Source organism: Nonomuraea cavernae (assembly GCF_040655715.1).
Lineage (GTDB): Bacteria > Actinomycetota > Actinomycetes > Streptosporangiales > Streptosporangiaceae > Nonomuraea > Nonomuraea cavernae_A.
Genome location: NZ_JBFAKL010000001.1, coordinates 537,127 through 561,818 on the forward strand (window position 1 = coordinate 537,127; position 24,692 = coordinate 561,818).

At 69.0% G+C, this 24,692-nt stretch carries 25 protein-coding genes and 1 tRNA gene; 11 read left to right on the forward strand and 15 right to left on the reverse strand.

Going from position 1 to position 24,692, the window contains the following annotated elements:
• Positions 1 to 116 precede the first annotated feature (116 nt).
• The 5 genes from AB0I38_RS02470 to AB0I38_RS02490 all read right to left on the reverse strand — a co-directional run bounded on the left by AB0I38_RS02470 (position 117) and on the right by AB0I38_RS02490 (position 6,508).
• Positions 117 to 1,010, reverse strand: a complete 894-nt coding sequence (locus AB0I38_RS02470; RefSeq protein ID WP_358460609.1) for a permease-like cell division protein FtsX — start codon at positions 1,008 to 1,010, stop codon at positions 117 to 119.
• Positions 1,011 to 1,123: 113 nt separating this feature from the next.
• Positions 1,124 to 2,179 (reverse strand): ABC transporter ATP-binding protein, encoded by a 1,056-nt coding sequence (locus tag AB0I38_RS02475; RefSeq protein ID WP_358460612.1) that lies wholly within the window; start codon positions 2,177 to 2,179, stop codon positions 1,124 to 1,126.
• A complete protein-coding gene (locus AB0I38_RS02480) occupies positions 2,176 to 3,684 on the reverse strand; it encodes an ABC transporter permease (protein ID WP_358460615.1) in 1,509 nt (502 codons plus the stop codon). Before AB0I38_RS02480 ends, AB0I38_RS02475 begins: the two co-directional genes overlap by 4 nt.
• A gap of 125 nt (positions 3,685 to 3,809) precedes the next feature.
• The gene (locus AB0I38_RS02485; protein WP_358460618.1) at positions 3,810 to 4,865 is read right to left on the reverse strand and encodes an iron ABC transporter substrate-binding protein; all 1,056 of its coding nucleotides are present in this window, start codon (positions 4,863 to 4,865) and stop codon (positions 3,810 to 3,812) included.
• 308 nt (positions 4,866 to 5,173) lie between these two features.
• Positions 5,174 to 6,508, reverse strand: a complete 1,335-nt coding sequence (locus AB0I38_RS02490; RefSeq protein ID WP_358460621.1) for an NAD(P)/FAD-dependent oxidoreductase — start codon at positions 6,506 to 6,508, stop codon at positions 5,174 to 5,176.
• 89 nt (positions 6,509 to 6,597) lie between these two features.
• Here AB0I38_RS02490 and AB0I38_RS02495 point away from each other — a divergent pair, with 89 nt between their 5' ends.
• Positions 6,598 to 7,227, forward strand: coding sequence for a TetR/AcrR family transcriptional regulator (locus AB0I38_RS02495; RefSeq protein ID WP_358460624.1), 630 nt, complete (start codon positions 6,598 to 6,600; stop codon positions 7,225 to 7,227).
• An 83-nt stretch (positions 7,228 to 7,310) separates the two neighbouring features.
• Complete coding sequence (locus AB0I38_RS02500; protein WP_358460626.1) at positions 7,311 to 9,119, forward strand: hydroxysqualene dehydroxylase; 1,809 nt, start codon at positions 7,311 to 7,313, stop codon at positions 9,117 to 9,119.
• Positions 9,120 to 9,239: 120 nt separating this feature from the next.
• Here the strand turns inward: AB0I38_RS02500 and AB0I38_RS02505 are convergent, their stop codons facing one another.
• Positions 9,240 to 9,659, reverse strand: coding sequence for a hypothetical protein (locus AB0I38_RS02505; RefSeq protein WP_358460629.1), 420 nt, complete (start codon positions 9,657 to 9,659; stop codon positions 9,240 to 9,242).
• A 50-nt stretch (positions 9,660 to 9,709) separates the two neighbouring features.
• A complete protein-coding gene (locus AB0I38_RS02510) occupies positions 9,710 to 9,976 on the reverse strand; it encodes a MerR family transcriptional regulator (RefSeq protein ID WP_358460799.1) in 267 nt (88 codons plus the stop codon).
• A gap of 1,202 nt (positions 9,977 to 11,178) precedes the next feature.
• On the opposite strand from AB0I38_RS02510, the gene AB0I38_RS02515 reads away from it, so the two are divergent.
• Positions 11,179 to 11,637 (forward strand): hypothetical protein, encoded by a 459-nt coding sequence (locus AB0I38_RS02515; RefSeq protein ID WP_358460632.1) that lies wholly within the window; start codon positions 11,179 to 11,181, stop codon positions 11,635 to 11,637.
• Positions 11,638 to 11,887: 250 nt separating this feature from the next.
• Here AB0I38_RS02515 and AB0I38_RS02520 read toward each other — a convergent pair whose 3' ends face one another.
• Positions 11,888 to 12,241 carry an ATP-binding protein gene (locus tag AB0I38_RS02520; RefSeq protein WP_358460635.1) on the reverse strand — a complete coding sequence of 118 codons (354 nt, stop codon included), beginning with the start codon at positions 12,239 to 12,241 and terminating at the stop codon, positions 11,888 to 11,890.
• Positions 12,242 to 12,411: 170 nt separating this feature from the next.
• Between AB0I38_RS02520 and AB0I38_RS02525 the strand changes: the two genes are divergently transcribed.
• From AB0I38_RS02525 to AB0I38_RS02540, 4 genes are all read left to right on the forward strand, one after another.
• Complete coding sequence (locus AB0I38_RS02525) at positions 12,412 to 12,720, forward strand: putative quinol monooxygenase (RefSeq protein ID WP_358460638.1); 309 nt, start codon at positions 12,412 to 12,414, stop codon at positions 12,718 to 12,720.
• Positions 12,717 to 13,919: a helix-turn-helix domain-containing protein gene (locus AB0I38_RS02530; protein ID WP_358460641.1), complete on the forward strand. Its 1,203-nt coding sequence runs from the start codon at positions 12,717 to 12,719 to the stop codon at positions 13,917 to 13,919. Before AB0I38_RS02525 ends, AB0I38_RS02530 begins: the two co-directional genes overlap by 4 nt.
• A gap of 264 nt (positions 13,920 to 14,183) precedes the next feature.
• Positions 14,184 to 14,543 carry a GNAT family N-acetyltransferase gene (locus AB0I38_RS02535; protein WP_358460644.1) on the forward strand — a complete coding sequence of 120 codons (360 nt, stop codon included), beginning with the start codon at positions 14,184 to 14,186 and terminating at the stop codon, positions 14,541 to 14,543.
• 12 nt (positions 14,544 to 14,555) lie between these two features.
• Complete coding sequence (locus AB0I38_RS02540) at positions 14,556 to 14,813, forward strand: GNAT family N-acetyltransferase (protein WP_358460647.1); 258 nt, start codon at positions 14,556 to 14,558, stop codon at positions 14,811 to 14,813.
• 76 nt (positions 14,814 to 14,889) lie between these two features.
• Here the strand turns inward: AB0I38_RS02540 and AB0I38_RS02545 are convergent.
• The 4 genes from AB0I38_RS02545 to AB0I38_RS02560 all read right to left on the reverse strand — a co-directional run bounded on the left by AB0I38_RS02545 (position 14,890) and on the right by AB0I38_RS02560 (position 18,227).
• A tRNA-Thr gene (locus AB0I38_RS02545) sits at positions 14,890 to 14,966 on the reverse strand.
• A 332-nt stretch (positions 14,967 to 15,298) separates the two neighbouring features.
• On the reverse strand, positions 15,299 to 16,366 hold the full coding sequence (locus AB0I38_RS02550; RefSeq protein ID WP_358460649.1) for a DUF2776 family protein: 1,068 nt from the start codon (positions 16,364 to 16,366) through the stop codon (positions 15,299 to 15,301).
• A gap of 102 nt (positions 16,367 to 16,468) precedes the next feature.
• A complete protein-coding gene (locus tag AB0I38_RS02555) occupies positions 16,469 to 17,314 on the reverse strand; it encodes a PSP1 domain-containing protein (protein WP_436838708.1) in 846 nt (281 codons plus the stop codon).
• A 214-nt stretch (positions 17,315 to 17,528) separates the two neighbouring features.
• A complete protein-coding gene (locus tag AB0I38_RS02560; protein ID WP_358460651.1) occupies positions 17,529 to 18,227 on the reverse strand; it encodes a CTP synthase C-terminal region-related (seleno)protein in 699 nt (232 codons plus the stop codon).
• Positions 18,228 to 18,298: 71 nt separating this feature from the next.
• Here AB0I38_RS02560 and AB0I38_RS02565 point away from each other — a divergent pair, with 71 nt between their 5' ends.
• The 3 genes from AB0I38_RS02565 to AB0I38_RS02575 all read left to right on the forward strand — a co-directional run bounded on the left by AB0I38_RS02565 (position 18,299) and on the right by AB0I38_RS02575 (position 20,423).
• Complete coding sequence (locus AB0I38_RS02565; RefSeq protein WP_358460654.1) at positions 18,299 to 19,153, forward strand: LysR family transcriptional regulator; 855 nt, start codon at positions 18,299 to 18,301, stop codon at positions 19,151 to 19,153.
• 475 nt (positions 19,154 to 19,628) lie between these two features.
• Positions 19,629 to 19,814 carry an ArsR/SmtB family transcription factor gene (locus AB0I38_RS02570; RefSeq protein ID WP_358460657.1) on the forward strand — a complete coding sequence of 62 codons (186 nt, stop codon included), beginning with the start codon at positions 19,629 to 19,631 and terminating at the stop codon, positions 19,812 to 19,814.
• A 12-nt stretch (positions 19,815 to 19,826) separates the two neighbouring features.
• Positions 19,827 to 20,423: a GNAT family N-acetyltransferase gene (locus AB0I38_RS02575; RefSeq protein WP_358460660.1), complete on the forward strand. Its 597-nt coding sequence runs from the start codon at positions 19,827 to 19,829 to the stop codon at positions 20,421 to 20,423.
• A 129-nt stretch (positions 20,424 to 20,552) separates the two neighbouring features.
• On the opposite strand, the gene AB0I38_RS02580 is transcribed toward AB0I38_RS02575, so the two are convergent.
• Complete coding sequence (locus tag AB0I38_RS02580; RefSeq protein WP_358460663.1) at positions 20,553 to 20,936, reverse strand: metalloregulator ArsR/SmtB family transcription factor; 384 nt, start codon at positions 20,934 to 20,936, stop codon at positions 20,553 to 20,555.
• 148 nt (positions 20,937 to 21,084) lie between these two features.
• Positions 21,085 to 22,512: an FAD-dependent oxidoreductase gene (locus AB0I38_RS02585; RefSeq protein WP_358460666.1), complete on the reverse strand. Its 1,428-nt coding sequence runs from the start codon at positions 22,510 to 22,512 to the stop codon at positions 21,085 to 21,087.
• A 406-nt stretch (positions 22,513 to 22,918) separates the two neighbouring features.
• Here AB0I38_RS02585 and AB0I38_RS02590 point away from each other — a divergent pair, with 406 nt between their 5' ends.
• Positions 22,919 to 23,488, forward strand: a complete 570-nt coding sequence (locus tag AB0I38_RS02590; protein WP_358460669.1) for a serine hydrolase — start codon at positions 22,919 to 22,921, stop codon at positions 23,486 to 23,488.
• Positions 23,489 to 23,512: 24 nt separating this feature from the next.
• Here the strand turns inward: AB0I38_RS02590 and AB0I38_RS02595 are convergent, their stop codons facing one another.
• A complete protein-coding gene (locus AB0I38_RS02595; RefSeq protein WP_358460672.1) occupies positions 23,513 to 24,688 on the reverse strand; it encodes a DNA polymerase III subunit delta' in 1,176 nt (391 codons plus the stop codon).
• Positions 24,689 to 24,692 lie beyond the last annotated feature (4 nt).

A 24,692-nucleotide genomic window follows, 5' to 3' on the forward strand; every position in this document is an offset into this window, starting at 1 on the left:
CAACGATCGGAAGGTTCTGCGATCGGAACCAGCCGGAGGATGTGTCGTTCCTCGCCGGAACCTTCGGCGGTACCGTGCGGCGGACACGCAAAGTGCCGCACCGCCTGCCACTGCGCTTACCCGCAGCCCCCGATTCCGGTCCTGAGCTTCCAGAGCCCGTATTCCGACCGCAGTCTCAGCTTCCGAAGCAGGCATCTCGAGTCGTACACCTGGCTCACTCCCGCCATCCGCTCCAGCCGACGGCGCGGGGGGTCCAAGTCGGCCGCGGACTGCATCCACAGCCGGTACGACTCAGGCATGTCCGACATCCTGGTGACCGAGATGAGTGCTTCGTTGTCCGCGTACGCCTCAACGAAGTTCCGGTACGCCGTCGCCTGGTCTTCGTACTCGTACGATTCGAGCCCGGGGATCCGCTCGATGACGGCGACGATGGCCTTCCTCTCCTTGACCGTGACCGCCGACTTGTTCGCCTTACCCCGTCCACGCAGACAGGCAGGCAGGAACGAGTCCTTCGCGCATAGAAATACCGACATATCCGACACTTGGGGTGTCGCCGCACCATCGACATGGCTGTCCGCATGGTCGACGGCGAGCCCTACACCTGGCCGCCGGTTCGCCGAGGCCACGATCCGGGTTCGGTCGGCCACTCCAGACACCCGCACGCGGAACGACTCCGGCACGTCTTTGGCACGCACACTCGCCAGCACCTTCTGCTGGCCGGCGAACTCCTGGCGGAAGTTCGCGTACGCCGCCGCCCGGCTCACGAAGCGCACCTCGGTCACCTCAGGTGTGGCCTGCAGGAACGTCTCGATGTCCCGCCTCTGCTTCGCCGTGGCGTACCGCTTGTGACACCCATGCGCGGACGGCGTACACAAGAAGACCGCGATCTCCCAGTCGTCGCCAACGTTGATCTCCGGGGCCGGCACCGCCTCGGCGGACACGACCGGCCCGATCATTCCGGAGAGCGCCACGACGGCCGCGACCGTCACCCACCATGACCAGCGCTTCACCGCACTCCTCGCTTGACGATCAGGGGGCTCGGATCGGGGGGGACCTTGGCTGCCGGCAGTTGCCGGCAATGCATGATCGCATGGGTAGGTCGCAGCGTCTCCCGGGCGGGTCGTCACCCGTCTCGCCAGGCCTGGCAGGTGCCTTCCACCTGTACGCTCACGGTCGCTCCGGCCGCCACCGGCACGGTATGGCCCGGCACCCGCGCGGTGATCCGGGAGCCGTCGGTCAGGTGAAGGGTTACGGTCGCGTCGTGGCCGTGGAAGTCGTGGCCGACCACGGTCGCGGTCACCACCGGGTCGACCGGTGCCGGGGCGATGCGGATCTGCTCGGGGCGCACCATCACGGTGAGCGGGCTCGTCCCGGCGGGCACCTCACCGACCGTGATCGGACCAAGGGCGGTGGACAGCGTGGTGCCGCCCGTGCCCGGCCGGGCGCCGTTTTCAGCAGGCAGGAACACCGCCTCGCCCACGAACGCCGCCACCCATGAATCGGCCGGCTCCCGGTAGACGTCGACCGCCGGGCCGCTCTGGAGCACCCGGCCGTCGCGCATCACCGCGACCTGGTCGGCGACTGAAAGGGCCTCACTCTGGTCGTGGGTGACCAAAATGCCGGTCGCCTCGTCGGCCCGCAGAGCCGCTCGCACGTCGCGCCGCAGTTCGGTGCGCAAGCCGGCGTCGAGCGCGCTGAACGGCTCGTCGAGCAGGATGACGGAAGGCCGTGGCGCCAGCGCTCTGGCGACCGCCACGCGTTGCTGCTGGCCGCCGGACAGATGATGCGGCATCCGCTTCCCGTAGCCGGACAGACCCACCAGGGTGAGCACCTCCTCGACCCGGTCGGAACGGCGTTCCTCGCGGCTCAGGCCGTACCCGACGTTGTCTCTCACCGACAGGTGCGGGAACAGCGCGCCCTCCTGCGGAACGATGACGATGTGCCGGCGTTCCGGGGGCGTGTGCACCCCCGGACCGGCGACGGTCCGTCCGTCGACGACGATCGCGCCGGCGTCGAGCCGTTCGAAGCCCGCCACGCAGCGCAGCAAGGTCGTCTTACCGCAACCCGACGGGCCGAGCACGGCGAGCAGCGTGCCGCTCGGCACGGTCAGGTCGGCTCCGGCGAGCGCGACCACCGAGCCGTAGCGCTTGGCGATCCCGCGTAGTTCCAGTCGGCTCATTTCGAGGACTCCCGAGTGAGAATGCCGGTGCGCGCGGTGAGCAGCCACGTGGGCACCGATGACAGCACCACGAGCAGTGCCGCGTAGGGGGCCGCGGCCGCGTAGGCGGCCACGGTGGTGTGCGTCCACAACTCGGTGGCGAGGGTGTCGGTGCCGGTCGGACGGAGCAGCAGTGTGGCTGGCAACTCCTTCATGCAGGTCAGGAAGACCAGGGCGGCACCTGCCCCGATTCCCGGCAGGGTGAGGGGCAGAGTCACGGTGCGCAGCACGGCCAGCGGTCCCTTGCCCATCGATCTGGCGACGTCGTCCAGGACGGAGGGCGCCTGGGCCGCCGCTCCGGCGACCGCGGTCACCGCCAGTGGGAGGAACAGCGCGGCGTAGCCGAGCGCGAGCAGCCAGGTGGTCTGGTAGAGCGGGTAGGCCAGAGTGACCCCGAAGGACACCAGAGACAGGCCGATGACCAGGCCCGGGAGGGCGTGACTCAGGTAGGCGAGACGATCGAGCAGTGTGGTCGACGGGCCGGGCGCCTTGGCGCTCAGCAGGCCCAGCGGCAGCGCGAGCAGCATGGTGAGCGCGGCCCCCGCCAAGGAGAGCGACAGCGAGTTGCCCATGGCGGCGGCCACTTCGGCCCAGGCCCCCGGCCGTGACGCGCCCTGGATCATCCGGTGGGTGAGACTCACCGCGGTGACGCCGAGCGAGAGCCCTGCCAGGGCGACCAGCATGAGGACCGCGGGCCACCGCATCCGGGCGAGGTTGAGCCGGGCCGGGACTCTACGGACGCCGCCTAGATGGGCGTATCGAGCGCCGCGTCGTCGGCTGGCCGTCTCACCGGCGAGGATGAGCATCGTGAGCATGACGAGCACGCTCGACAGCACCAACGCGCCGGTCCGATCGAAACCGAGGTCGAAGGCGACGAAGATGGCCCGGGTGAAGGTGTCGGTCCGCACGATCGACACCGCACCGAAGTCCGACAGAACGTACAGCGCCACCAGCAGTGCGCCTCCGGTGAGCGCGGGGCGGATCTGCCGTAGCGTCACGCTGGTGAAAGTGCGCCAGGCGCTCCTGCCCAGCGACCGTGCCACCTCCTCCTGCGCCGGGTCGGTCCCGTTGAGCGCCGCGGCGACGGGCAGGAAGACGTACGGATAGGAACACAGAGTCAGTACGAGTGCCGCCGCCCAGAAGCCCTCGAACCCGTCCAGGGTCGATCGCCAGGCGAACGCGGCGATGTAGGTCGGTACGGCGAGCGGCAGGGCCGCCAGGATGGCGAACGCGCGCCTGGCCGGAAGGTCGGTGCGTACGACCAGGAACGCCGAGCCGACCCCCAGCACGAGGCATCCGGCGGTCACCAGCGCCGCCAGACCGAGAGTGCGGAGCGCGAGCAACGCCACTCGCACGGTGAGCAGTTCCTCGGCGATGCGGGCCCAGCCGGCTTCGGCCGTTCGGACGCCGAGGTAGACCACGGGAACGAGCGCGACCGCGACGGTCACCACCGAGAGAACGAGCAACAGCGGCCTGCGCGGACGCCCGGCCGCCCGCAGGGCCCACCGGGCCGGTCCGTCACGACCCGCTCGCAGTGCCCACCGGGCAGGTCCGTCACGACGAACCCGCCGGTCAGGGTGCGAGGACCTGTTCAGGGAACGAGCCCCGAATCCTTGATCAACGCGATCGTGGCTTCGAGCTGGTCCAGCTCGTTGAGGTCCACCGTGGGCACCCGCAGCTCGCTGAGCGCGGGCACTCCGGCAGGCGGGGTGGCGCCGTTGACGACCGGGTATTCGAAGGTCTCCTCGGCGAAGTACTTCTGCGCGTCGGCGCTGAGCAGGTACTTGACGAAGGTCTGCACCTCGGGGTTCTCGGCGGCCTTCTTCAGCACGCCGACGCCCGCGACGTTGACCAGCGCGCCGCTGTCCCCGTTGGGGAAGAAGTGCAGCTTGGCCTTGAGTGCGTCGGGCGTCGTGCCCTGCTCCTTGGCCAGCTCGCCCAGGTAGTAGTGGTTGATGAGGCCGACGGCGAGCTTGCCCGAGTTGACCTCTTCGAGGATCGGGCCGTTGCCGTCCCGGATCTGCGGCTCGTTCGCCTTGAGTCCGGCCAGCAACTCCTTGGCCTTCGCCTCTCCGTGCTGGACCACGATGGCGGTGACGAACGCCTGGAAGGAGGCGTTGGTCGGGGCCACGCCGACCTTCCCCTTCCACTCCGGCTTGGTGAGGTCGAAGACCGACGTGGGCAGCTCAGCCTTCGGCACGAGATCGGGGTTGTAGACCAGGACTCTCGATCGAGCCGTGATGCCGACCCATTCCTTGCTCTTGGCCCGGTACGTCTCGGGCACCTGGCCCACGATTTCATCCGAAAGCGGGGCGAACATCCCCTTCTTGGCCACGGCGCCCAGCGCCCCGGCGTCCTGAGCGAAGAACGCGTCCGCCGGAGACCTGTCACCCTCTTCCAGCAACTGGCCGGCCATGGCGGCGGTGGCGGCGTACCGAGCTTCCACGACGATGCCGCTCTGCTGGGTGAACTTGTCCAGCAACGGCTTGACCAGTGATTCGCTGCGTCCGCTGTAGACCGTGATCTTCTTCTCATCCGCGGCGGAGGTGCCGGAGCCCTTGTCGGACGCGCCGCCGCAGGCGGTGAGTCCGAGCGCCAGGACGCTCGCGACCAGCGCGACTACAGCCTTGGGAACGTGGACGGACACAGTGATATTTCCTTTTGTCGGCGAAGAGGAGTCCGGCCAAGACTCCGACTACAGCACTGCAGAAGTTAGCTGAGCCTAACCTTGCCGTGGAACACCCAGCAAGGCACCCCCTCGATGTCCGAAGCAGACCGGCGACGCCCGCATCCGCACGGACGGGAGCGCCTTCGAGCTGGAGCCGCCTCCGCCGGAAAGTTGATGTGCGTGCCACCTGGCCGTCGCCGTCGTGAGCAAGGAGACCATCGATCCGGCGTTCCTGGCCGCCGTCGGCGGCTCCGACCGCCGCGGAGGGGAGGAAGGCCGACAGCCGGTTAGGCGGACACGGCGGGGCGGAGCAGCCGCTTGGCCTCGTCGTGGTGGCCGGCCATCTCGCGCAGCGTCTCGCCCGTCGCCTTCAGCACCGACAGGCGGGCACCCGGGTTGTCACGCAGGGCTCGGGCGACGGCCTTGACCATGCCGCTCATCGCCAGCGTCTCGCGCGGGTCGCGGATCCTGGAGTAGACCTCCAGGATCCGGCGGACCCCGTCGGGCCCGCCGGTCAGCCCGCGCAGCAGCTCGATCTGCACGTACGCGAGCCCGTCACCGCGCCCGAGCAGGTTCGTCCAGTGATACATGATCAGACACTGCGCGTCGCGTGACCGTTCCCAGGCGCGCGTCGCCTGGTCGAGGGCCGCAGGGTCGTCCACCACGTCGGCGACGCGCTCGCCGAGCAGCCGCCCGAACCTGACGGCGTCGCGGATGCCCTGCGCCGTGACCGGGTCCTTGAAGTGCCCGGCGTCGCCGACCAGTGCCCAGCCGGGGCCCGCCGACGTGCGGAAGAACGAGGGGTGTACGGCCGAGCTGACGATCTTCGTCGCCCTCGTGCACCCCTCCAGGCGCTTGGCCAGCCCCGGCACCAGGCCGACGGTACGGTGGAACTCCGCCTCCAGGTCGCCCCGGAAGTCCGCGGCCCGCGCGGCCGGCGGCATCAGCAGCACCATCGACAGCCCGCCGTCGCAGGGGAAGGCGTTGCCCAGTTCCCGCCCGGTCAGCCACATCGCCGCGGTCGTGCGCCACTCCTCATGCGGATCCTCGTAGTACGCGTAATAGCAGGCCCGGCCGTTGGCGTGGGAAACCCGCGGCCGCTCGGCGCCGACCAGGCGGGCGACGGTCGAGCGGCGCCCGTCCGCACCGATGACCAGGTTGGCGCGCACCTCGTACTCCCGGCCGCCGCGCTCGCTGACCTTCACACCGACGACCCGGCCGCCCTCCCACAGGAGGTCGACGACGCGGTGGCCCTCCCTGACCTCGGCGCCGGCCGCGCGGGCCGTGTCGACGAGAGCCGCGTCCAGCGCGGTCCGCCGCACGCACAAGCCGTAATCGATGCCGTCGATCGGGGTGTAGCGGCCGGAGGCAGCGTGGCCGGGGCCGCCGACGAAGGCGCGGGAGAGCTTCGGCGCGCCGATCTTCTCGACGCGTTCCAGGGCGCCGACCCTGGCCAGTTCGGCGACGCCCGAGGCGAACAGCAGATGAGTGGAGACCGTGGTGGACGGGAACCGCGCCGGGTCAACGACGATCACCTTGCATCCGCGCCGTGCCAGAGCGACCGCGGCGGCGGAGCCCGCGCAACGTGCTCCCGCGATGACGACGTCCGCGTGCTCTGGCATCTGGCCTCCTGGCGCGCCAACCGACTCTAGTGTCGGTTCTATGCCCACGACAGGCGCGGCGTCAACAGGTCGAGGGTAGGCTGCCGGGCATGGCGAGCCAGGAGCCGAGAAAACGCATGCGGGGCTCAGCCCGGCGGGCCCGCATCACCGAGGCGGCCCTGGACGTCTTCGCCGCCCGCGGCTACCACGCCACCGCCATGGAGGAGATCGCGGCCGCGGCCGGGGTCACCCGCTCGGTGCTCTACGACCACTTCCCGTCCAAGCGGGTCCTGCTCATCACGGTGCTGCAGGAGCAGAACGCGCGGCTGGTCGAACACATCGGCGCCCGCATCACCGGCACCGGCTCGCCCGGCCGGCGGCTGCGCGCCACGCTGGACGCGTACTTCAGCTTCTCCGAAGACTGGCCGGCCGCACGCCGCCTGCTGTTCGACCACACCGATGAGAACGACCCGGAGATCAAGATCGTCCGCTGGGGCATCCGCGAGACCCGCACCCGCTCGGTCGCCGTCATGCTCGGGCGCGACCTGCGCAACCTCGGGCTCGACCCCGACAGCGACACCGCGCACGCCGTCGTCGAGTTGCTCATCTCCGGCACTGACGGCCTCGCCCAGTGGTGGGCCAGGAACCCGTCGGTGCCGCGCGGGCAACTCGTCGAAGCCGCCATGCTCGTGCTGTGGACCGGTCTGTCCCAAACTCCGGGACGCACATCCATGTCTTGACAGAAGTGATCCCCGGGTTCATCGTCTCGCCTAGCTGAACGAACAGTCGTGTCGGTTAGCTATCGGCGAGCGGAGGCCGGTTCATGGCAGAGCAGGAAATCCAAGACAACGGTCAGGGCGGAATCAACCGGCGCAGGTTCGTCACCGGCGCGATGGCCGCCGCGGCGGGAGCGGCCAGCGGGCCGTTATGGGGCGCGGAGGGCGCCAGAGCGGCCGCCCCCGCGCTCATCAGCAGCAGCGCCGGCCGCAGCGTGGCGGTCTTCGGGGCCGGCATGGGCGGTCTGAGCACCGCCCACGAGCTGGCCGAACGCGGCTTCCAGGTCACCGTGTACGAGCGCAAGGTGCTCGGTGGCAAGTCCAGGAGCATCCCGGTGCCCGGCACCGCCGCCGGAGGGCGCAAGGACCTACCCGGCGAGCACGGCTTCCGGTTCTTCCCCGGCTTCTACCAGAACCTGCCGGAGACCATGAGCCGCATCCCGTTCGGCTCCGGCACCGTCCGCGACAACCTCGTCGCCGCCAGCCTGGAGGTCATCGCCTACCGGGGCAAGTTCCTGCGCATTCCCATCCCCAGCGAGCTGAGCGGCGGGCTCACCCCCGACGTCATCGGGGATTACTTACGAAGCGCGCTCGTCGCGGGCACCAGCATCCCGCTCACGCAGATCAACTTCTTCCTGTCGAAGATGATCACGTTCATCACCAGTGGCCCCCGCAGAAAGCTCGGCCAGTGGGAGAACATGAGCTTCTCCGACTTCACCAAGGCCAACATGATGTCGGTCGAGTACCGCGAGCTGCTGTCCAGGATGTTCACCGCCTCCCTGGTGGCCGCCCAGCCCGACCGGGCCAACACCCGCACGATCGCGATGATGTTCGAGGCGCTCCTCTACAGCGGGCTCGGACTCGGCCCGTACGGCCCGCCCGACCAGGTGCTCAACGGCCCGTCCAACGACGTGTGGATCAACCCCTGGATCAACTACCTGACCGGGCTCGGCGTCCAGTTCAAGGTCGGCTGGACCGCCACCGGGTTCGACTACAGCGGCGGCCGGATCACCGGCGCCCGGGTGACCGACCCCACAGGCGCCGCCGGCACCGTAACCGCCGACCACTACGTGGCCGCGATGCCCATCGAGCGCCTCACGCCCATCCTGTCGACCGCGATGAAGTCCGCCGATCCCCAGCTGGCCAGGCTGAGCAACCTGGAGACGGACTGGATGAACGGCGTCATGATCTACCTGAAGGAGCCCAGGCCGATCGCCGCAGGCCACCTGGTCTACGCCGGCACCCCGTGGGCGCTCACCTCGATCAGCCAAGCGCAGTTCTGGACCACCAACTTCGCCGCCACCTACGGGGACGGCCGGGCCCACGACTGCCTGTCACTCGACCTGTCCGACTGGAACACCCCGGGCATCCTGTTCGGCAAGACCGCCAAACAGTGCACCCGTCAGCAGATCGTCCAGGAGGTCCTGGCCCAGGTCCGCGCCGTCACCCCCAACGGCGCCCAGCTGCTGCCGGACTCGCTCGTCCACAGCTGGTTCGTCGACCCCGCCATCACCGGCGAGGGCACCCCCGCGGCGGCCAACGACGAGCCCCTGCTCATCAACTCCCCGAGCTCGTGGGCGAACCGCCCCGACTCCATCACCCGGATCCCGAACTTCTACCTGGCCGCCGACTACGTTCGCAACAACATCAACCTGGCGACCATGGAAGGCGGCAACGAGGCGGGTCGCACGACGGCCAACGCCATCCTCGACGCCGCCGGCTCCTCCGCGACCAAGGCCCAGTTGTACGACCTGTACCTGCCGCGCGAGTTCCAGACCCTCTACGACCTGGACGATGTCCGTTATCGGCTGGGCCTGCCCAACAAGTTCGACCTCCTCGCCCCGTACTGGCCGTGACGCCTCGGCTCCGGAGTTCGTGACGGACTTCGTCGCGGCATGGGACAAGGTCATGAACCTCGACCGGTTCAACGCCTGATCGCGACGGCCGGGCCGGCCCGTGCGGGCCGGCCCGGCCGCTCATCTTCCGCTGAAGAAGGTCCGGATGTCTTCCGCCAGCGGACCGGGGGCCGCCATCGCGAGCATGTGACTGGGGTGCTCGTGGTCTTCCCAGTGCACGATGGTGTTCCTCCGCTCGGCGATGCGGCGGAAGGCCGCGGGGCCGCCGTGGGAGACGCCGGTGGGCACCACATCCTGGTCGATCGGCATGCCTGCCGCGTCCTCGTAGTAGGTCCACGACGACGATCCGCCGGTGTTCGTCAGCCAGTAGAGGCTCGCGTTGGCGAGGATGAGGTCGCGGTCGATCGGCTCGTGCGGCGCCACGCCCTCGGGCCAGCCGTCGAACTCCTTGAACCGCTCCTGAGCGACCGTGATCGGCGAAGCGGCCAGACCACCGGCGACCAACACGACGACGGCGATCGTACGAGGAGTTGTACCCACGGGACCTGAGGATCGAGAATCGCAGCCCCCCGGAGATCGGGCCGCCCGCGTCAGTCTCCGGTCGTGCGCTCGCGTTCGTACGCGGCGTTGATGCGCAGCGCCTCGGCGAGCTGGTCTTCCAGGATGATGATCCGGCAGGCGGCTTCCACGGGGGTGCCCTGGTCGACGAGTTCGCGAGCGCGGGCGGCCAGGCGCAACTGGTAGCGGGAGTAGCGGCGGTGGCCGCCGCTGGAGCGCTTCGGCTCGATCAGCTTGGCGGCGCCCAGGGCCCGCAGGAACGTCGGGGTGACACCGAGCATCTCAGCGGCCGCGCCCATGCTGTAGGCGGGGTAGTCCTCATTCTCGAACAGGTCTTCGGCCTGGTGCGCGGCGCTGCCCGTGGCGCTGTCCGCGCTCGCGGCGGGGCGGGCGCCGGCGGTGCGGGTTTGATGCATCAATGCCTTTCATCATGCGAACAGGGGCCCCGGCGCCTGTTGCGCCGGGGCCCGAAGAGGTTCAACACCATCTACCGGCCATCCGGCCGGCTTACTGTATTCCGCACCCGCCGCGCTGTGCGGCGGTGACGCGGAAATCGCGGATGCGTGACCGTAGACCACCTTCCCATCATGTGGAACTGCGGCACCCGAGCGGCGAAACGCTTCAACCGGCTGCGGGCGATCCTCCGATGGCGTTCAACGCTCCTTTCTCCATACTTCTGGACGTATCGTCCACTTCATCTACGGCAGCGCGTCCACGATCAGGGCCCCTTACCACTGCACTGGCCCGTCACGTCCGACCTTCTGCCTCAACTACCTACTTCATCCTCGGTTCGGGCAGTTCGTCGTGATGCAGTAACAACTTCCTGCTGCCCGTTGGATCCGTTCCTTGCGATGTCACAAACTCTAGTACCCACATCAGCGAATGTCTACTTCGGTGGATACAGATTTCCAGTTCCGGACACAACAGACCTCTGACGCACTGCTCATGTGGGCCGGCAGCCTCCTCAGCGGAGACTTCCCGCAGATCAGCCCACGGCACCACACCCGGCTGCGCATCAGCGCCATCAGGGCAAGCACAGGTTCGGGATCGTCTACGGAACGGAACCGTCCCCCGAACGGCAGGTCATCCGGCTCGACAGAAGCCGCCGAACACCGCACTCACCATCTCCGCTCACCGACACGTTTCAGAACGAGAGCGACCATCCCACAGCCCGGACCACCGGAGCCATCCATCAATCGCACGGCCGGCGCATCCCTCGCAGAGCACGCAAGAGTCCCTGATCGCAACGGGAGCCAGCTACCACCTGAACCCCTCGTTGCCCAACTCAGAGAGCAGTTCGCGAGCGGCAGCGTGTGATCGTGTAACACCTCATTGCTGTACTTCTCTGCTGTACGGCGCTGAGCACATGGCAGGACGCCGACAACTGATCCGTAGCATGGTCCGCGGCGTGACGTATTACCTGCTGCTTACCTGCTGCGCCCCACATGAACCGTGATCAATACGTGCGCATCGCGAGACGGTCGGATCAGATGCTTGCGGTGTGGATACGCGCAACGCGAGTGTCTCACCCGCCACCGAGGAGCGGCTTGCCGAGCGGGTGGTCGCCGCCGGGCTCGCCGGCATCATCCTGCCCTTCGTCCAGTTCGGCTGGTTGCTGCTTGCAGCCGCCTTGTCCGATGACTCGCGCTGCGGCCACTTCGGCTGTGTCGGCCAGCTGGCCGGTGCGTGGACGGTGGGGAACTGGGCGGCGGTCGTGCTCGCCTGGCCGCTGCTGCACCTCCTTCGGGTGCACCCGGCGTGGTCCGTCGCCGTGCTGGCGCCCTTCTTCCTGGTGCCAATCTGGGAACTCGCCGACTTCCCGGTCAGGGTGGTCGCCGGATTGTTCGCCTACCCACTGGCCGCCCTGGTCAGCGCGCCGCGCCTGTCGTGGCGGCGGCGCAGTCTGGTTCTGGCCCTCTTCCTGCTGCTCTGCACCTTCCTCGCGCTTTCTTCCGGATAGTCCTGGCCGGGGCAGCCCTCGGTCGGCCAGCCCATCCGCCCCTCCGCCCGACGAGGGTTCCGGATCTCGTCGAAGGCCCTTCCCACTCTTGCGAAGTGCGCTCTCGGGATCGTCGCGCTCTGGGCCGCCGTCGAGATCGTCAAGCTGAGGGCCGACCCAGTCGTTCACGCGGCGGCGGGTCCCGGCGCGAGGGGCAGCAGGGCCCATACGGTGCGGCCATGGTGGTCGCCGTAGACGCCCCAGCGGGTGGTCAGTTCGGCGACGAGGTGCAGGCCTCTCGTCCGTTGGGCTGGTCGGTGGCGGTGTGCTGGATGTGGGGGGTCAGTGGGCCGCCTTGGTCGGTGATGGCGAGGAGGAGGAGTTGGCTGCTCATGTAGAGGGTGAGGTTGAAGTGGCCGCCGGCTTGTCCGCTGTGGGTGTGGCGGAGGGCGTTGGTGGCCAGTTCGGAGACGATCAGTTGGGCGGTGTCGGCTTGATGGTGTCCGGTGAGATAGCTGGCGGTGAAGTGGCGGGCCTGGCGGATCTGGTTCCGGGTCCCGGGGAAGGTGCGGCGCCAGCGGTGGATCTCTTTGCGGCTGTCCTGGGTGTTCGGGGCTGGAATCATGTCGGCGTACCTCGCGTTCGTGCAGCTCAAAGCACTGAGATCTACCATCGGTACTTAAAGTACTGGTACCGTACTTCTAGTACAAGTGATTCGATGTACTTGCGCCGCACAATAAGTACTGGTCAGGTAAGGGCAGCGATCCAGGTAGGGGCGGCGACCAAGGAGGGTGCATGTTCGGACTCATGGTCCGGTTCACCTGTAAGGACGACACGAGCGCCACGGCGTTCGACCAGCTCGTCACCGAGACGATCGAGGTGATCCACCGGCACGAGCCGGGAACCCTCGTCTACGCCTCACACCGGGTGGACGGTCAGCCGCTCCAGCGGATCTTCTACGAGCTGTATCGAGACCGGGCCGCGTTCGACGCCCACGAGCAGACCGAGCACACCAGGCACTTCCTGGCAGCGCGCGAAGATCTGCTGGCCTCGGTCGAGGTCGACTGGCTCGACCTGCAAACCGGGAAAGGCATCACGCCGTGAGCACCGAGTATCAACGCGCGCTCGGACGGCGCATCGCCCAAGAACGCAAACGGCGCGGCCTGTCGCAAACGGAGCTGGCCCGGCTGGTGGACCGGTCGGTGGCGTGGATCTCCCAGGTGGAACGCGGCGTGCGCAAGGTCGACCGCATGTCGGTGCTGGAGAAGGTCGCCGAAACGCTCGATGTGCCGCTGTCAGAGCTAGCCGCCGAAGCGCCCGTGGTCGCCGCCACCAGCGAAGAGGTTCCCGGCACGGCCGGGCTGCGCCTGGTCCTGTCCGGCGCTCACTCACTGCAGGCGATGTTGCACGCGACGCCCGCTCCCGCCACCACAGAGCTGAAGCCGCGGGTCGATCACGCGTGGGAGCTGGTGCACGCAAGCCGCTATGTCGAGCTGACCGACCTGCTGCGCGGCCTGGTGCCGATGCTGGAGAACGCGGTCCGCTCAGCCCCGCCCGAGCGGCAGCCGGAGCTGTTCGAGTTGCTGGCCGTGACCTATCAGGCGTGCTCGGCGGCGTTGGCCAAGCTGGGCGAGCCGGAGGCCGCGTGGATCGCCGCCGACCGGGCCATCAGCGCGGCCGAACGCGCGGGTGATCCGCTGATGATGGCCGCCGGCGCTTTCCGGCTGGGCTTCGTCTTCCTGGGGGCACGTCACTTCGACCAGGCAGAAGAGACCGCCCGGACCGCTGCCGAGGCGCTGTGGTTTCTGGCCGATCAGGGCAACCCGGAGGCGATGTCGCTGTGGGGCGGCCTCACCCTGCAACAAGCCGTGGCCGCCTCCCGGCTCAACCAAGCCGACAGCGCTTATGAGCACCTGGCCAAAGCTCGTGAGATGGCCGGACGGCTGGGCGATGGGCGAAACGACTACAACACCGAGTTCGGCCCGGCCAACGTCGCCCTGCATGAGGTGGCCGTGGCGGTGGAGGTGGGCGACGCCGGGCACGCGCTGCGGGTTGGGTCCGCGGTGGACACCTCGACACTGTCGGGTGAGCGCCGGGCCCGGCTGAACATCGATCTGGCCCGTGCGCACGCTCAGCGCCGTCAGGTCGATGAGGCCGTGGCCGCGCTGCTGACGGCAGAGGCGATCACGCCGGAGCAGATCCACAATCATCGCGTCGTCCGCCAACTGGTCTCCGACTTGCTGGCGATGCAGGATCCGGCCTCGTCTGACCTGCGTGGGCTGGCCGATCGGGTGGGTGCGTAGAAAGCACGTGTGATCATGGCTGGGGTCTGCGCTGGTGATGGCTTGGTGACGCCGGCGCCAGTCTGATCAGTGCAGGACGTCCTTGATCGAGCGATACCTGCAGATCCCGTAGGACAGTAAGAGTCCTTGTTCAGGCCTTCTGCAAGTACCGCAGTGGGCCTCAACGTACGCTTGGCATTCCCGACGGCGGCGGACATCGAGTCATACCCGGCCAGCAGGCCAACGCCCATAGGCAAAGTGCCGTCGCGCGATAACGTTCCGTCCGTGATCGAGAACGGCGGGACTGAGGAAAGCGGCCAAACGGATGGGGCCTCCAGCGTTGACCTGGCGCGCTCTCCTCGCGTGGTCTTGCGTCGCATCACCAGCCACGATCAAGACGAATTTCTTGAACGGGTCCCTGCCAGCGTCGGCCTGAACCTGCCCTCGACCCCGGAGGCGTTCCAGGCGTTCCTTGGTCGATTCGACGAGGGGCGATCTGCCGAAGGCTTACTGGTCTGCCTGCGCAACCCCGGAGCCATCACAGGCAATGTCAACATCAACAGCATCATTCGCGGACGCTTCCAGAACGGCTCGCTGGGCTACGCCTCCTTCACGCCCTATGCCGGTCGCGGATACATGTCATAAAGCCTTGGCCTGGTGCTGCGCCATGCGTTTGACGAGCTACAGCTGCATCGGCTGGAAGCGCAGATCAGCCCCGAGAACCAGGCGTCCATCAAACTGGTTCAACGCCACGGCTTCCGTTACGAGGGTTACTCCCCTGATCTCCTGTTCATCAATGGTGCGTGGCGAGGTCATGGCGATGGGCCCTCACCAACGACATGCATGGCATCGTTCCCGATGCTCCCCATCCAACACTGCCTGACCGGTGACGCCGCTGGCCAGCCGGGGCGCTGACTGTCGACCTGGACGAGACTGTTAGCAAGAGTGTTAGCAAAAGGCCCTCCCGGATGATCCGGGAGGGCCTTTGACCTGGAGCCGCCTTCGGGATTCGAACCCGAGACCCCTTCATTACGAGTGAAGTGCTCTGGCCGACTGAGCTAAGGCGGCATGCCGTACGGCTTGAAAGAGTCTACAGGAGCCGCAGGGCTCTTCGCTCCCGACGATCGGCCGATCCTGGGACAGATCTCGCCGTCCTCAGGAACCGTCCGCGTCAGCAGGTAGCCGTCCACAACCTCGCCCACACAGGCCCAGCCGTTCGAGTACGCCGGGTACCCGTCGCCGTCGAACCGAGGAGGACGCCCGGCTGGAACTGATCGGCCGGCAACTCGGACCAGGCGGACGGCGTGGCGGGATGGGCGCCGCGGCCATGGCGGTCGGCGGGTGGTTCCGGAGTGTCGGCGGGACGGGGCCAGTAGGCGCAGGGCAGGGGATTTCCGGCGCTATTTCGACGTCCCCGCCTCAAGGATGGAGACGATGGAGAAGAGCGTGAAGCAGACGGCCCCGAGGCCGACCATGACCCGGGCCGGGATGAAGAAGGAAGCGGCCGTGTCCGCGGCTTCGAAGAGGAAGGCCCCAAAAAACAGGCAGGCCAGTGCCGTGATCACCGGGATCATGGGAATGCGGTTGGCGAGAGGGAAGGTCCGGCGCCAGACCAGGGCCACGAGTAGGGCCTTGGAGAGGATGCTGTAACAGACCAGGCCCAGCCCGATGAGGATGCAGCCGGGGGCGATGCGGTAGGGCTCGTCAGAGGCGGCCAGGACGTAGGCGCCGAAGAGAACGTTGATGGTGCCCATGGCGATGACGAGCCAGCCCCAGCGGTAGCGCTCAGGCTCGTCGAAGGCGTTGCGTACCTGGCGGACGATGCTGGCGACCAGGGCGATGAGGCTGGCACAGACGGCGGCGAGGCCGAAGACGACACGACCGGCGGTGTAGTAGGCGCTGCCGCCCTGGGCCATGAGGATGAAGGCGTAGACGAACCCGACCAGGGCGCAGACGACGGGGATCGCTATCAGGATCCTGCCCACGGCTGACGAGTAGGCGTTCGGGGGCGGATCGTCCTTCGGCATACGGGCGGCATTGACCGGGATGAGGGAGAAGCAGGTCGAGGAGGTGGCCACGGTGCTGACACAGGTGCTGATCAGGCCGACACCGATGACCACGTGGCCGGCCACCACGTACTGGGCTTCGTCGCCTCGGGTGATGAGGATGATGCCGTAGATGATGGCGACGAGGGCGGCTAGGTAGCCGGTCAGGGGCAGGATGACCCGCCAGGCCAGGTTGTAGCGGTAGATCAGCTGACGGATGATCGTGGCCGCGGTGGTGAAGAGCGCGTAGCAGATGGCGGCCAAGGACACGACCACATGGCCGGCCACGAAATGGTTGGAGTCCGAGCCGCCCGTGAGGATGTACCACCCGAAGGCGACACAAATCACGCCCATCACCAATGGGATGGCACGGAAGACGACGCTCATCGCAAAGTTCACTGTTACCCCCCGATAAACAGCCATGCCTACTCCGGAAAGTGACACGTAGTAACAACTTACGCTGACCGTTTTCGGGCTGGTCGGGGGTCCCAATGGGGGCAGATTGCTACGTCCGTGCCGCCTGCCCTACCGCTGCTCCTCCGGGGGCGAGGTGCCGCCGTCCGCGCCGTACAACTTGTCGTGCTGTTGCCGTGGTGAGCAGACAGAGGCCGAAGGGCACGCACAGCGCCGTCCCCCGTCGTCCAGACGGACGGTGACCGTGTCGGCGGGCACGTTGTGCCCGACCACGCTTCCATCGCCTTGCGGCGTGCTCACGCGGCTTCCCGTACGCGGCATTCTGCTACGCGTCTCGACATAGAGCGGGTGCTCGTACTTCAGGCAGCACATGAGCCGCCCGCAGGCCCCTGCGATGCGCAGCGGGTTGACCGGGAGATCCTGATCTTTGGCCATGCGGACTGAGACGGGCTCGAAATCCTTGAGGAACGTCGCGCAGCACAGGTCACGACCGCACGGGCCGATGCCGCCCTGGAGTCGCGCCTCGTCGCGCGGGCCGATCTGCCGCAGCTCGACCCTGGCCCGGAGGTTGCGGGCCAGATCACGTACGAGAGCGCGGAAGTCGACCCGGTGAGGGGCCGAGAAGTAGACGGTGTAGACGTTGTCGCTGTCGAGGTAGTCGACGCCCACCACCTTCATCGGCAGTGTGTGGCGTTTGATCAGGCGTTTCGAGACACTGCGGGCCTCGGCCCGGCGGCGCTTGTTGGTCTCGTCACGGGATAGGTGTTCGTCGGCCGCGATGCCCTCGCACACCGGCAGCCCGTCGATGTCCTCGCTCGTATATTGCGGTGCCCACACGCACTCGGCCACCTCCGGACCGGAGTCCGTCGGCACCAGCACCTTGTCGCCGACCTTGGGGCTGTGCCCGCCCGGGTCGAGGTAGTAAAGCCTTCCATAACGGGTGAAGCTCACGGCCATGATCATTCCCATGGGCTCGTGCTCGCCTCCTGACGGCCTCGGGGGTCTAACGGCCTTCGGTTGACACAGTACGTGTGCGAACGCGCGTCGCGTGAATGCCCTAGTGGGATGACCACGAACGTTCACCGGGTTTGATCACGCAGCTTGGCGGCGACTGACGGCCCGCCTCCCACGGCGGCCCGGGGCGTGACGGCCCGAAGTGTGACGGCCCGCCTCACGTGGCCGCCCGGCGGCTGACGGCGGCAGCGAAGGCGGAGATGACCGGATGCGGCCGGCTTCCGTCGCCCGCCAGTTCCGGCTGGAAGAGCGTGCCGAGGAAGAACGGGTGGCCGGGCAGCTCGGCCACCCGCACGGTCCCGTCGTCGGAGTGCCCGGTGAACACCAGCCCATGGTCGGCCAGCGTCTGCTTGTAGGCCTCGTTGAGCCCGTAGGAGCAGTTGTAGGACTCGACGGTGACGGTCGCGCCCATGATCCCCGCGATCAGCGAGCCGGGCGTCAGCAGCGCCGTCCCCTCGTGGCCCGCCAGCGAGCACGCCAAGGGGGCCAGCAGAAGGTCGGCCGGCTCCGGATCCCCGCCGGCCTGGGTGTTCTCCGCGTGGGCGACGTCCAGCCCGCACACGCCGCGCGCGTACTCCAGGAGCATGTGCTGGAATCCGCCGCAGGTGCCGAGGAAGGGGATGCCGTGCTCGCGGGCGGTGCGGGCGGCGCCAACGGCACCGGCCTCACTGCGGTAGGGGCTGCCGGGCAGCACCCAGATGCCGTCGAACCCCTCCAGGTCGCCGGCGTCGGTGGTGGGGATCCAGTACGGGTCGAGGGCGATGCCGTCGCGCTCGCGCAGCGCCTCGATCAACGACGGGACGCGGGTGTGCGCGCGGACGCCAGGGGAGCGGTCCGCGACCAGAGCGATCTTCATGCCTTTCATGATGACCATCCACCCCCGTTAAGCGCCAACGATGATCTCTGTACGTGCTATAAGCATCACTGATGGATCCTCATGTGCTGCGCACCTTCGTGACCGTGGCCCGGCGCGGCTCGTTCTCGGCCGCCGCCGCCGAGCTGGGCTACACCCAGTCGGCGGTCTCCCAGCAGATCGCCGCGCTGGAGGCGGACCTGGGCATGCCGCTGCTGACGCGCCGCCCGGTGGCGCCGACCGCGGCGGGGGAGCGGCTGCTGGAGCACGCCGGCCCGCTGCTGCTGCGCATCGGCGCGGCCCGGGCCGACGTCCGCCGCGCGGCCGCCGCCCCGGCCCACCGGCTGACGCTCGCGGCGACACCTCTGGCGATGAACGCCGAACTGGCCCGGCGCCTGACCCGGGCGCGCCAGGCTCAGCCGCGGCTGTCGGTGACCGTACGGACGTGCGGGCGTGCGGAGGTGGCCGAGCGGGTGGCGGGCGGGCACGCGGAGCTTGGCCTGGCCGACGGGATCACGGCGCCGAGCGATCCGCTGCGCCTGCCGGACGTGGGGCCGCTGGCCACGGTGGGGGTCGCCGAGGAGCGGCTGGTGGTGGCGCTGCCCGCGGATCATCCGCTGGCGGGCCGGGCGGGGCTGCGGCTGGCCGATCTGGTGGACGCGCACTGGCTGGAGACGACGCTGTGCCCGCTGGGGCGGCTGCGCGAGCTGGCGGGCGACGGTTTCCGGCCGGGCCTGGCCTACACCGGCGACGACGTGCACACGGTGGCCAACCTGGTGGCGGCGGGGCACGGGCTGACCCTGTTGCCGGCCTCGGCCGGCTGGGGCGTGCCGCTGTCGGCGCCCCGCCTGGTGCACCGGGTCGAACTACTGCACGGCGCCCTGCCGCCGGGCCCGGCGGCAGACCTGGCGGCGGAGCTGTCACGCTGATCTTCAGGTCGCCGCTGGGTGCGCGGACAAAGTCGGTGATGGGCCGGTCCACCTCCGCGGGCCGCTCGGTGACCAGGCCGTGGCCGGCGAGGGTGGAGGTCTCGAAGAGGAGCCGGTAATGTCACGCGGCTCATGAACCTCTCGACGGCCCCACTGACGCGACGGTCGTGGGCAGCCTCCTTGCCTGGGCTCGCAGTCAGACGGTCTCACCCAACTGTTCGGCCACCCGCTCCAGGCCGCCCCTGATGAGCAGTCCATCTCGATGGACGGCCGCGCCGTGGCCAGCGCGGCGAGGTCGCGGCGCAGCCCGGCGCGGTAGGCGTTCATCAGGTCGGTCAGGGTGGGCGGCACGGGCGGGTTGCGGGCGGCCAGGACGATCAGGAACGGGACGGTGACCGCGCAGGTCGACGGCCACCACCCGGAAGGCGCCGGTCAGCCGGGAGGGCGAGGGCCTGCCAGGCGAGCAGCCGCGACCGTGGGGAAGACTCAGTCCACGGTCTCCCACCATCTGAAGATTCCCGCGGAGGTGCGGTTCGTGCTGGTCGCGCGCCACGGCACCTCCAGCCTCTACCGGATCAACGAGAACTGTGTGAGCTGCTTCCCCACAGCGGCCGACGTGGTGATGGGCAACCCCGTGCCGGCAGCCCCGGTGTGCGAGTGAGGAGAATCTCTGGTGGCTCATGACGAAGTGGTCGAACCCTATTCGGGTCTGGCCCGGGCGGCGCCGCTCGGGCGGGTGATCGTCAACTGCGGCCCGGCGGAGTTCGAGCACATCGGGCCGGGGCTGGAGATCCGGCCGATGCGTGACGCGGACGCGGCGCAGGTGCTGGAGATCTATCAGGCGGGCCTGGACAGCGGCCAGGCCAGTTTCGAGACCACCGCACCCGACTGGGAAGGCTTCACCGCGGGCAAGCTGGCGCACCTGCGCTATGTCGCCGTCGACACCGCCAGCGGCGAGGTCCTCGGCTGGGTCGCCGCCTCAGCGGTTTCCTCGCGCCCCGTCTATGCCGGCGTGGTGGAGCACAGCGTCTACGTCCACCCCGGCCGCCAGGCCCACGGCATCGGCCGCTCCCTGCTTCGCGCGTTCATCGCCGCAGCCGAGGACGCCGGCGTCTGGACCGTCCAGGCCGGGATCTTCCCCGAGAACACTGCCAGCTTGACTCTGCACCAGACGCTCGGCTTCCGGGTGGTGGGCACCCGCGAACGCCTCGGCCGCCATCACGGCCGCTGGCGTGACGTGCTCCTGCTGGAGCGCCGCAGCGGCGACTGAACGGCTGCGCATCCTGTCGATCATGGCCAGGCCTGGTGCCGGGTCTAACCCCGCGCTGGAGGCGGTGAGGGTCGGCGAGTTCTCGCTGCCGATCGATCGCCGACCTGCTGCCCGCCTGATGCCCGCCGCTCAGGCGTCTGCGAACTTCACATCGACCGGTTCGCCCACGACAGGGACCGGATCGGCCAGCGGAGCGAACAGCGCGCCGAGCCGGTTCACCACCTCCGGGATGATCCGGTAGTAGACCCAGGTGCCGCGCCGTTCGCCGTCGATCAGGCCCGCCGTACGCAGGATCTTCAGGTGGTGGGAGATCGTGGGCGCGGTCAGGTCGAAGGCGCCGGTCAGATCGCAGACGCAGGCCTCACCGCCCGCATGGGAGCCGATCATCGACAGCAGGCGCAGCCGTACGGGGTCGGCGACCGCCTTGAGCAACACCGCCAGCTCGGCCGCATCACCCTCGGCGAGGGGCCCGCGGGTGATCGGCGCGCAGCACTGGATCGTGACGGCGGTCATGGCGACAACCCCCTACTTCGACAATTGTCGAAATTATAGGCGATGGCAGGCGACCGTAACCAACGCGGCGAGGATGAGCGATCAGAGCTAACGCGGCGAAGGCGGGCGATCAGAGCCCGGCCCTCGCCCTCGGATTCCTTCCCTCAGCTCAGCCGCAGCAGCCGCCGCCACCGCCACCGCCGGCGTCGTCGTCAGAGGCGGAGACGGAGACGGTGGCCAGCGGGAGCGGCGTCGCCAGCAGACCGCCGCCGATCCCGGTGGCCAGGCCGAGGCGCTGTTCCTGGGCTTCGGCGAGGTTGGAGGAGCAGACGCCGGTCTCGGGCAGGTCGAGCCGAACGTCGCGGGCGGCCTCCCAGTCTCCGGCGACGGCGGCGACGACCGAGCGAACCTGCTCGTAGCCGGTGGCCATGAGGAAGGTGGGGGCACGGCCGTAGCTCTTGACGCCGACGGCGTAGTAACCGGGCTCGGGGTGGGAAAGCTCGTCGACGCCATGGGCGGGCACGGTGCCGCAGGAGTGCTGGTTCGGGTCGATCAGGGGTGCCAGAGCGCGGGTGGAGCCGAGAACCGGGTCAAGGTCCAGCCGCAACTCGCTCGCGATGGAGTGGTCGGGACGGTAGCCGGTCGCCGACACGATCCGGTCGGCGGTGACCGTCTGCTCGTGGCCGGACGGGTCACGGCTGATCACGTCGACGCCGTCGCCGCTCCGCCGCACGGTGTGGGCGAAGAAGCCGGTCAGCAGCCGGATGCGACCGGAGTCGACGTGCGCGCGCAGCCGGGTGCCGAGCGCGCCACGGGCGGGCAGCGCGTCGGCGTCGCCGCCCCCATAGGTACGGCCGGCGCTGCCCGCCCGGATCGCCCAGGTAATCCGGGTGTCCTCCAACTGGGCCAGGGCTAGCAGCGTGGTGGCCGCGGAGTGACCGGCGCCGACGACCAGGGTGTGCTTGCCCGCGTACCGGTCGCGGTCGGCGCCGAGCACGTCCGGCAGAGCGTGGCCGACGTCGACCCCGGACTCCCCGTGGGCGGGCAGGCCACTGGCGCCCAGGACGTTGGGCGTGGTGTAGGTGCCGGAGGCGTCCACGATCGCTCGGGCGTGGAGTTCCTCGCCCGAGTCCAGGCGGATCAGGAAGGGCGCGTCCTCACGACCATTGGTGCGGACGCGGTCATAGCCGAGACGGCTGATCGCGGCGACCTTGCTGCCGAGCCGTACCTTGTCGCCGAACAGCTTGGCCAGCGGGGCGAGGTAGTCGTCGATGAGCTCGGCGCCGGTGGGCAGCCAGTCGGCGTCAGGCGCCGTCCAGCCGTCGGCCTCCAGCAGGCGGCGGGCGGCGGCGTCGATGTTGTACTCCCACGGACTGAACACCCGCACATGCCCCCACTGCGCCACCGACGCGGCGACCTGCTGCCCGGCTTCCAGCAGGAGGAAACCGAGGCCGCGTTCGGCCAGGTGCGCGGCGGCGGCCAGGCCGACCGGCCCGGCGCCGATCACGACGACCGGCAGCGCGCTGGTGTCGCCGGTGCTCACCCGCTGCTCAAACTCAAGGGAGGTGGTGGTGGTGCCGCAGCATCCGTCGCTCATGATGGCGTCTCCTGAATCGGTGAGGTCCTGGCGGTCAGAGGTGCGGGCGCGCGCCTCATCAAAGGTGGCGAGGCGGGATCGGCAGAACGACGCGCACCTCTTGAATAGAAGATTGTCTAAGTAGCCATCATCATGACCTCTACTTAGAAGTGTGTCAAATTAGCTGGCTGTCGAATCAGGGCTCCAAGGTCGCGTGCGCGACTGCTGAAGTCCTCGACCGCCAAGCACCCACATCCCTCCCTTACGACCGGCGTTGGCATCTCGCGCAGGAGGGGTAACAGCGACTGTTCCGTCCCTGTAACCGGGGGAACGGTTGAGTGCTTTCTCGACAAGGAACCGGGCCGGGCGCCCTCCGCCCCGCAGCGAGCCTGAGAAACCGAACCCACGCGACCCATGAGGAGAATCTGTGACCGTTCGTACGACTGGACGCCGGGTGGCGATCGTGGCCGCCGCGCTCGCGACCGGGATGACCACGCTCCACACCAGCACGCCCGGCGCCGATCCGCACCTGCCCGAGCCGTACGCCAGGGCGTACATGCGGTTCCAGCGAGGCGGGCCGCTGGTGGACGTCACCGTCAAGAACCAGACGCTGGGCGACGCGGCCGGAGAGATGATCAGCACCACCGGCGACCTGAACACGTTCTTCCGTGCGCTCATGGACGGCAGGCTGCCGGCGCCCGCGCAACTGGCGGAGATGAAGAAGACCGTCGCGGCCAAGGAACTGCGGGCCATGGGGCCGCCGGGCGCCCGCTACGGGCTGGGCCTCCTCTACCGCCCGTTGAGCTGCGGCGGCGGCTACTGGAGCCACGGCGGAGACGGCGACGGCTACCGCACCAGACTGGGCGTCACACCGGACGGCCGTCGTGGGGTCGTGGTCTCGGCCACCTCCCGCTCGCTCACCGACTTCAAGGCCGAGCAGCGCGCCGACCGGGCGATGGCCACCCTGGTGGACCACGCCCTGTGTGCTACCGGTTGAAGAGAGTGCGATCTACGGACGGCGTCAGGGACTGCGCAGGGACAGCATCATCGCCTCGACGGCGATCTGGGGATTGACGTTGGCGTCGAGGCGTTCGCGGCACAGCATGATGGCGTCGATGCGCCGCAGCGCCTCCTCAGGCGTGGACCCCTTGGCCACCTGGTCGAGCTCGAACCGCAGGTCGTCGTTGGCCAGCTCCACCTGGGCGCCGAGCTGCATCACCACCACGTCACGGTAGAACGACACCAGCTCCAGCAGCGCCGAGTCGAGCGAGTCGCGCTTGATCCGGGTGGCACGGGACTTCTGCCGGTCCTCGAGCTCCTTGAGCGCGCCCGCGCCACCGCGAACCAGGCCACGGTTGAGCCCCTTGCCCGTGGAGCCCTCGCCGTAGAGCTTGCGCAGGTCGGAGGTCTCGGTCTCGTTGAGCGCGGCCGTCGCCGCCGCGGCCTCCTCCTCGGCCGTCTTGACCAGGCGTTCGGCGGCCGACACGCACTCCCCCACCCCGGTCAGCGACCTGGGGATGCTCAGGATGGCCTCGCGCCGACGGCGGACGCCCTCGTCGAGGGCCAGCGCCCTGGCTCGGCTGATGTGGCCCTGGGCGGCACGGGCGGCGAAGTGGGCGGTCTCCCAGGGCACGCTGTCACGAGTGGCCAGCACGTGGGCGACCGCCTCGGTGGTCGGTGTGGCCAGGGTGACCAGGCGGCTGCGGGACCGGATGGTGATCATCAGGTCGTCGGGAGCCGGAGCGCACAGCAGCCAGACCGTACGCGGAGGCGGCTCCTCGATGGCCTTGAGCAGGGCGTTGGCGGCGGACTCGGTGGCCCGGTCGGCCGCCTCGAACAGGATGACGCGCCAGCGCCCCTGGGTCGGCGCGCCCGCCGCTCTGAGGATGAGCTCCCGCGTCTGCTTGACGCTGTAGGACAGGCCGGCGGGACGTACGGTCTCAAGGTCGGGGTGTGAGCCGATCAGCACCTGGTGGCACTGGTCGCAGTGGCCGCAGCCGCCGTCGGGACACATCAGGGCCGCCGCGAAGGCGCGCGCCGCCTCCTCACGACCCGAGCCGGGCGGGCCGGTGAACAGCCACGCGTGCGTCATGCCGGCCCCACGGCCGCCGCTGATGACCTCGCCCGCGGCCGCCGCCGCCCGCGACAGCACGGCTACGGCCTGGTCCTGCCCGACGAGGTCATCGAAAACCGTCACGGAC

Excerpts from the sequence above, each read along its gene's own strand:
- AB0I38_RS02565 (WP_358460654.1), top strand. The coding sequence starts at position 18,299 with ATGGATCCTCATGTGCTGCGCACCTTCGTGACCGTGGCCCGGCGCGGC.
- AB0I38_RS02500 (WP_358460626.1), top strand. The coding sequence starts at position 7,311 with ATGGCAGAGCAGGAAATCCAAGACAACGGTCAGGGCGGAATCAACCGG.
- AB0I38_RS02525 (WP_358460638.1), top strand. The coding sequence starts at position 12,412 with ATGTTCGGACTCATGGTCCGGTTCACCTGTAAGGACGACACGAGCGCC.
- AB0I38_RS02490 (WP_358460621.1), bottom strand. The coding sequence starts at position 6,508 with ATGCCAGAGCACGCGGACGTCGTCATCGCGGGAGCACGTTGCGCGGGC.
- AB0I38_RS02520 (WP_358460635.1), bottom strand. The coding sequence starts at position 12,241 with ATGATTCCAGCCCCGAACACCCAGGACAGCCGCAAAGAGATCCACCGC.
- AB0I38_RS02560 (WP_358460651.1), bottom strand. The coding sequence starts at position 18,227 with ATGAAGATCGCTCTGGTCGCGGACCGCTCCCCTGGCGTCCGCGCGCAC.
- AB0I38_RS02580 (WP_358460663.1), bottom strand. The coding sequence starts at position 20,936 with ATGACCGCCGTCACGATCCAGTGCTGCGCGCCGATCACCCGCGGGCCC.
- AB0I38_RS02475 (WP_358460612.1), bottom strand. The coding sequence starts at position 2,179 with ATGAGCCGACTGGAACTACGCGGGATCGCCAAGCGCTACGGCTCGGTG.
- AB0I38_RS02585 (WP_358460666.1), bottom strand. The coding sequence starts at position 22,512 with ATGAGCGACGGATGCTGCGGCACCACCACCACCTCCCTTGAGTTTGAG.
- AB0I38_RS02495 (WP_358460624.1), top strand. The coding sequence starts at position 6,598 with ATGGCGAGCCAGGAGCCGAGAAAACGCATGCGGGGCTCAGCCCGGCGG.
- AB0I38_RS02555 (WP_436838708.1), bottom strand. The coding sequence starts at position 17,314 with ATGGCCGTGAGCTTCACCCGTTATGGAAGGCTTTACTACCTCGACCCG.
- AB0I38_RS02510 (WP_358460799.1), bottom strand. The coding sequence starts at position 9,976 with ATGGGCGCGGCCGCTGAGATGCTCGGTGTCACCCCGACGTTCCTGCGG.
- AB0I38_RS02550 (WP_358460649.1), bottom strand. The coding sequence starts at position 16,366 with ATGGCTGTTTATCGGGGGGTAACAGTGAACTTTGCGATGAGCGTCGTC.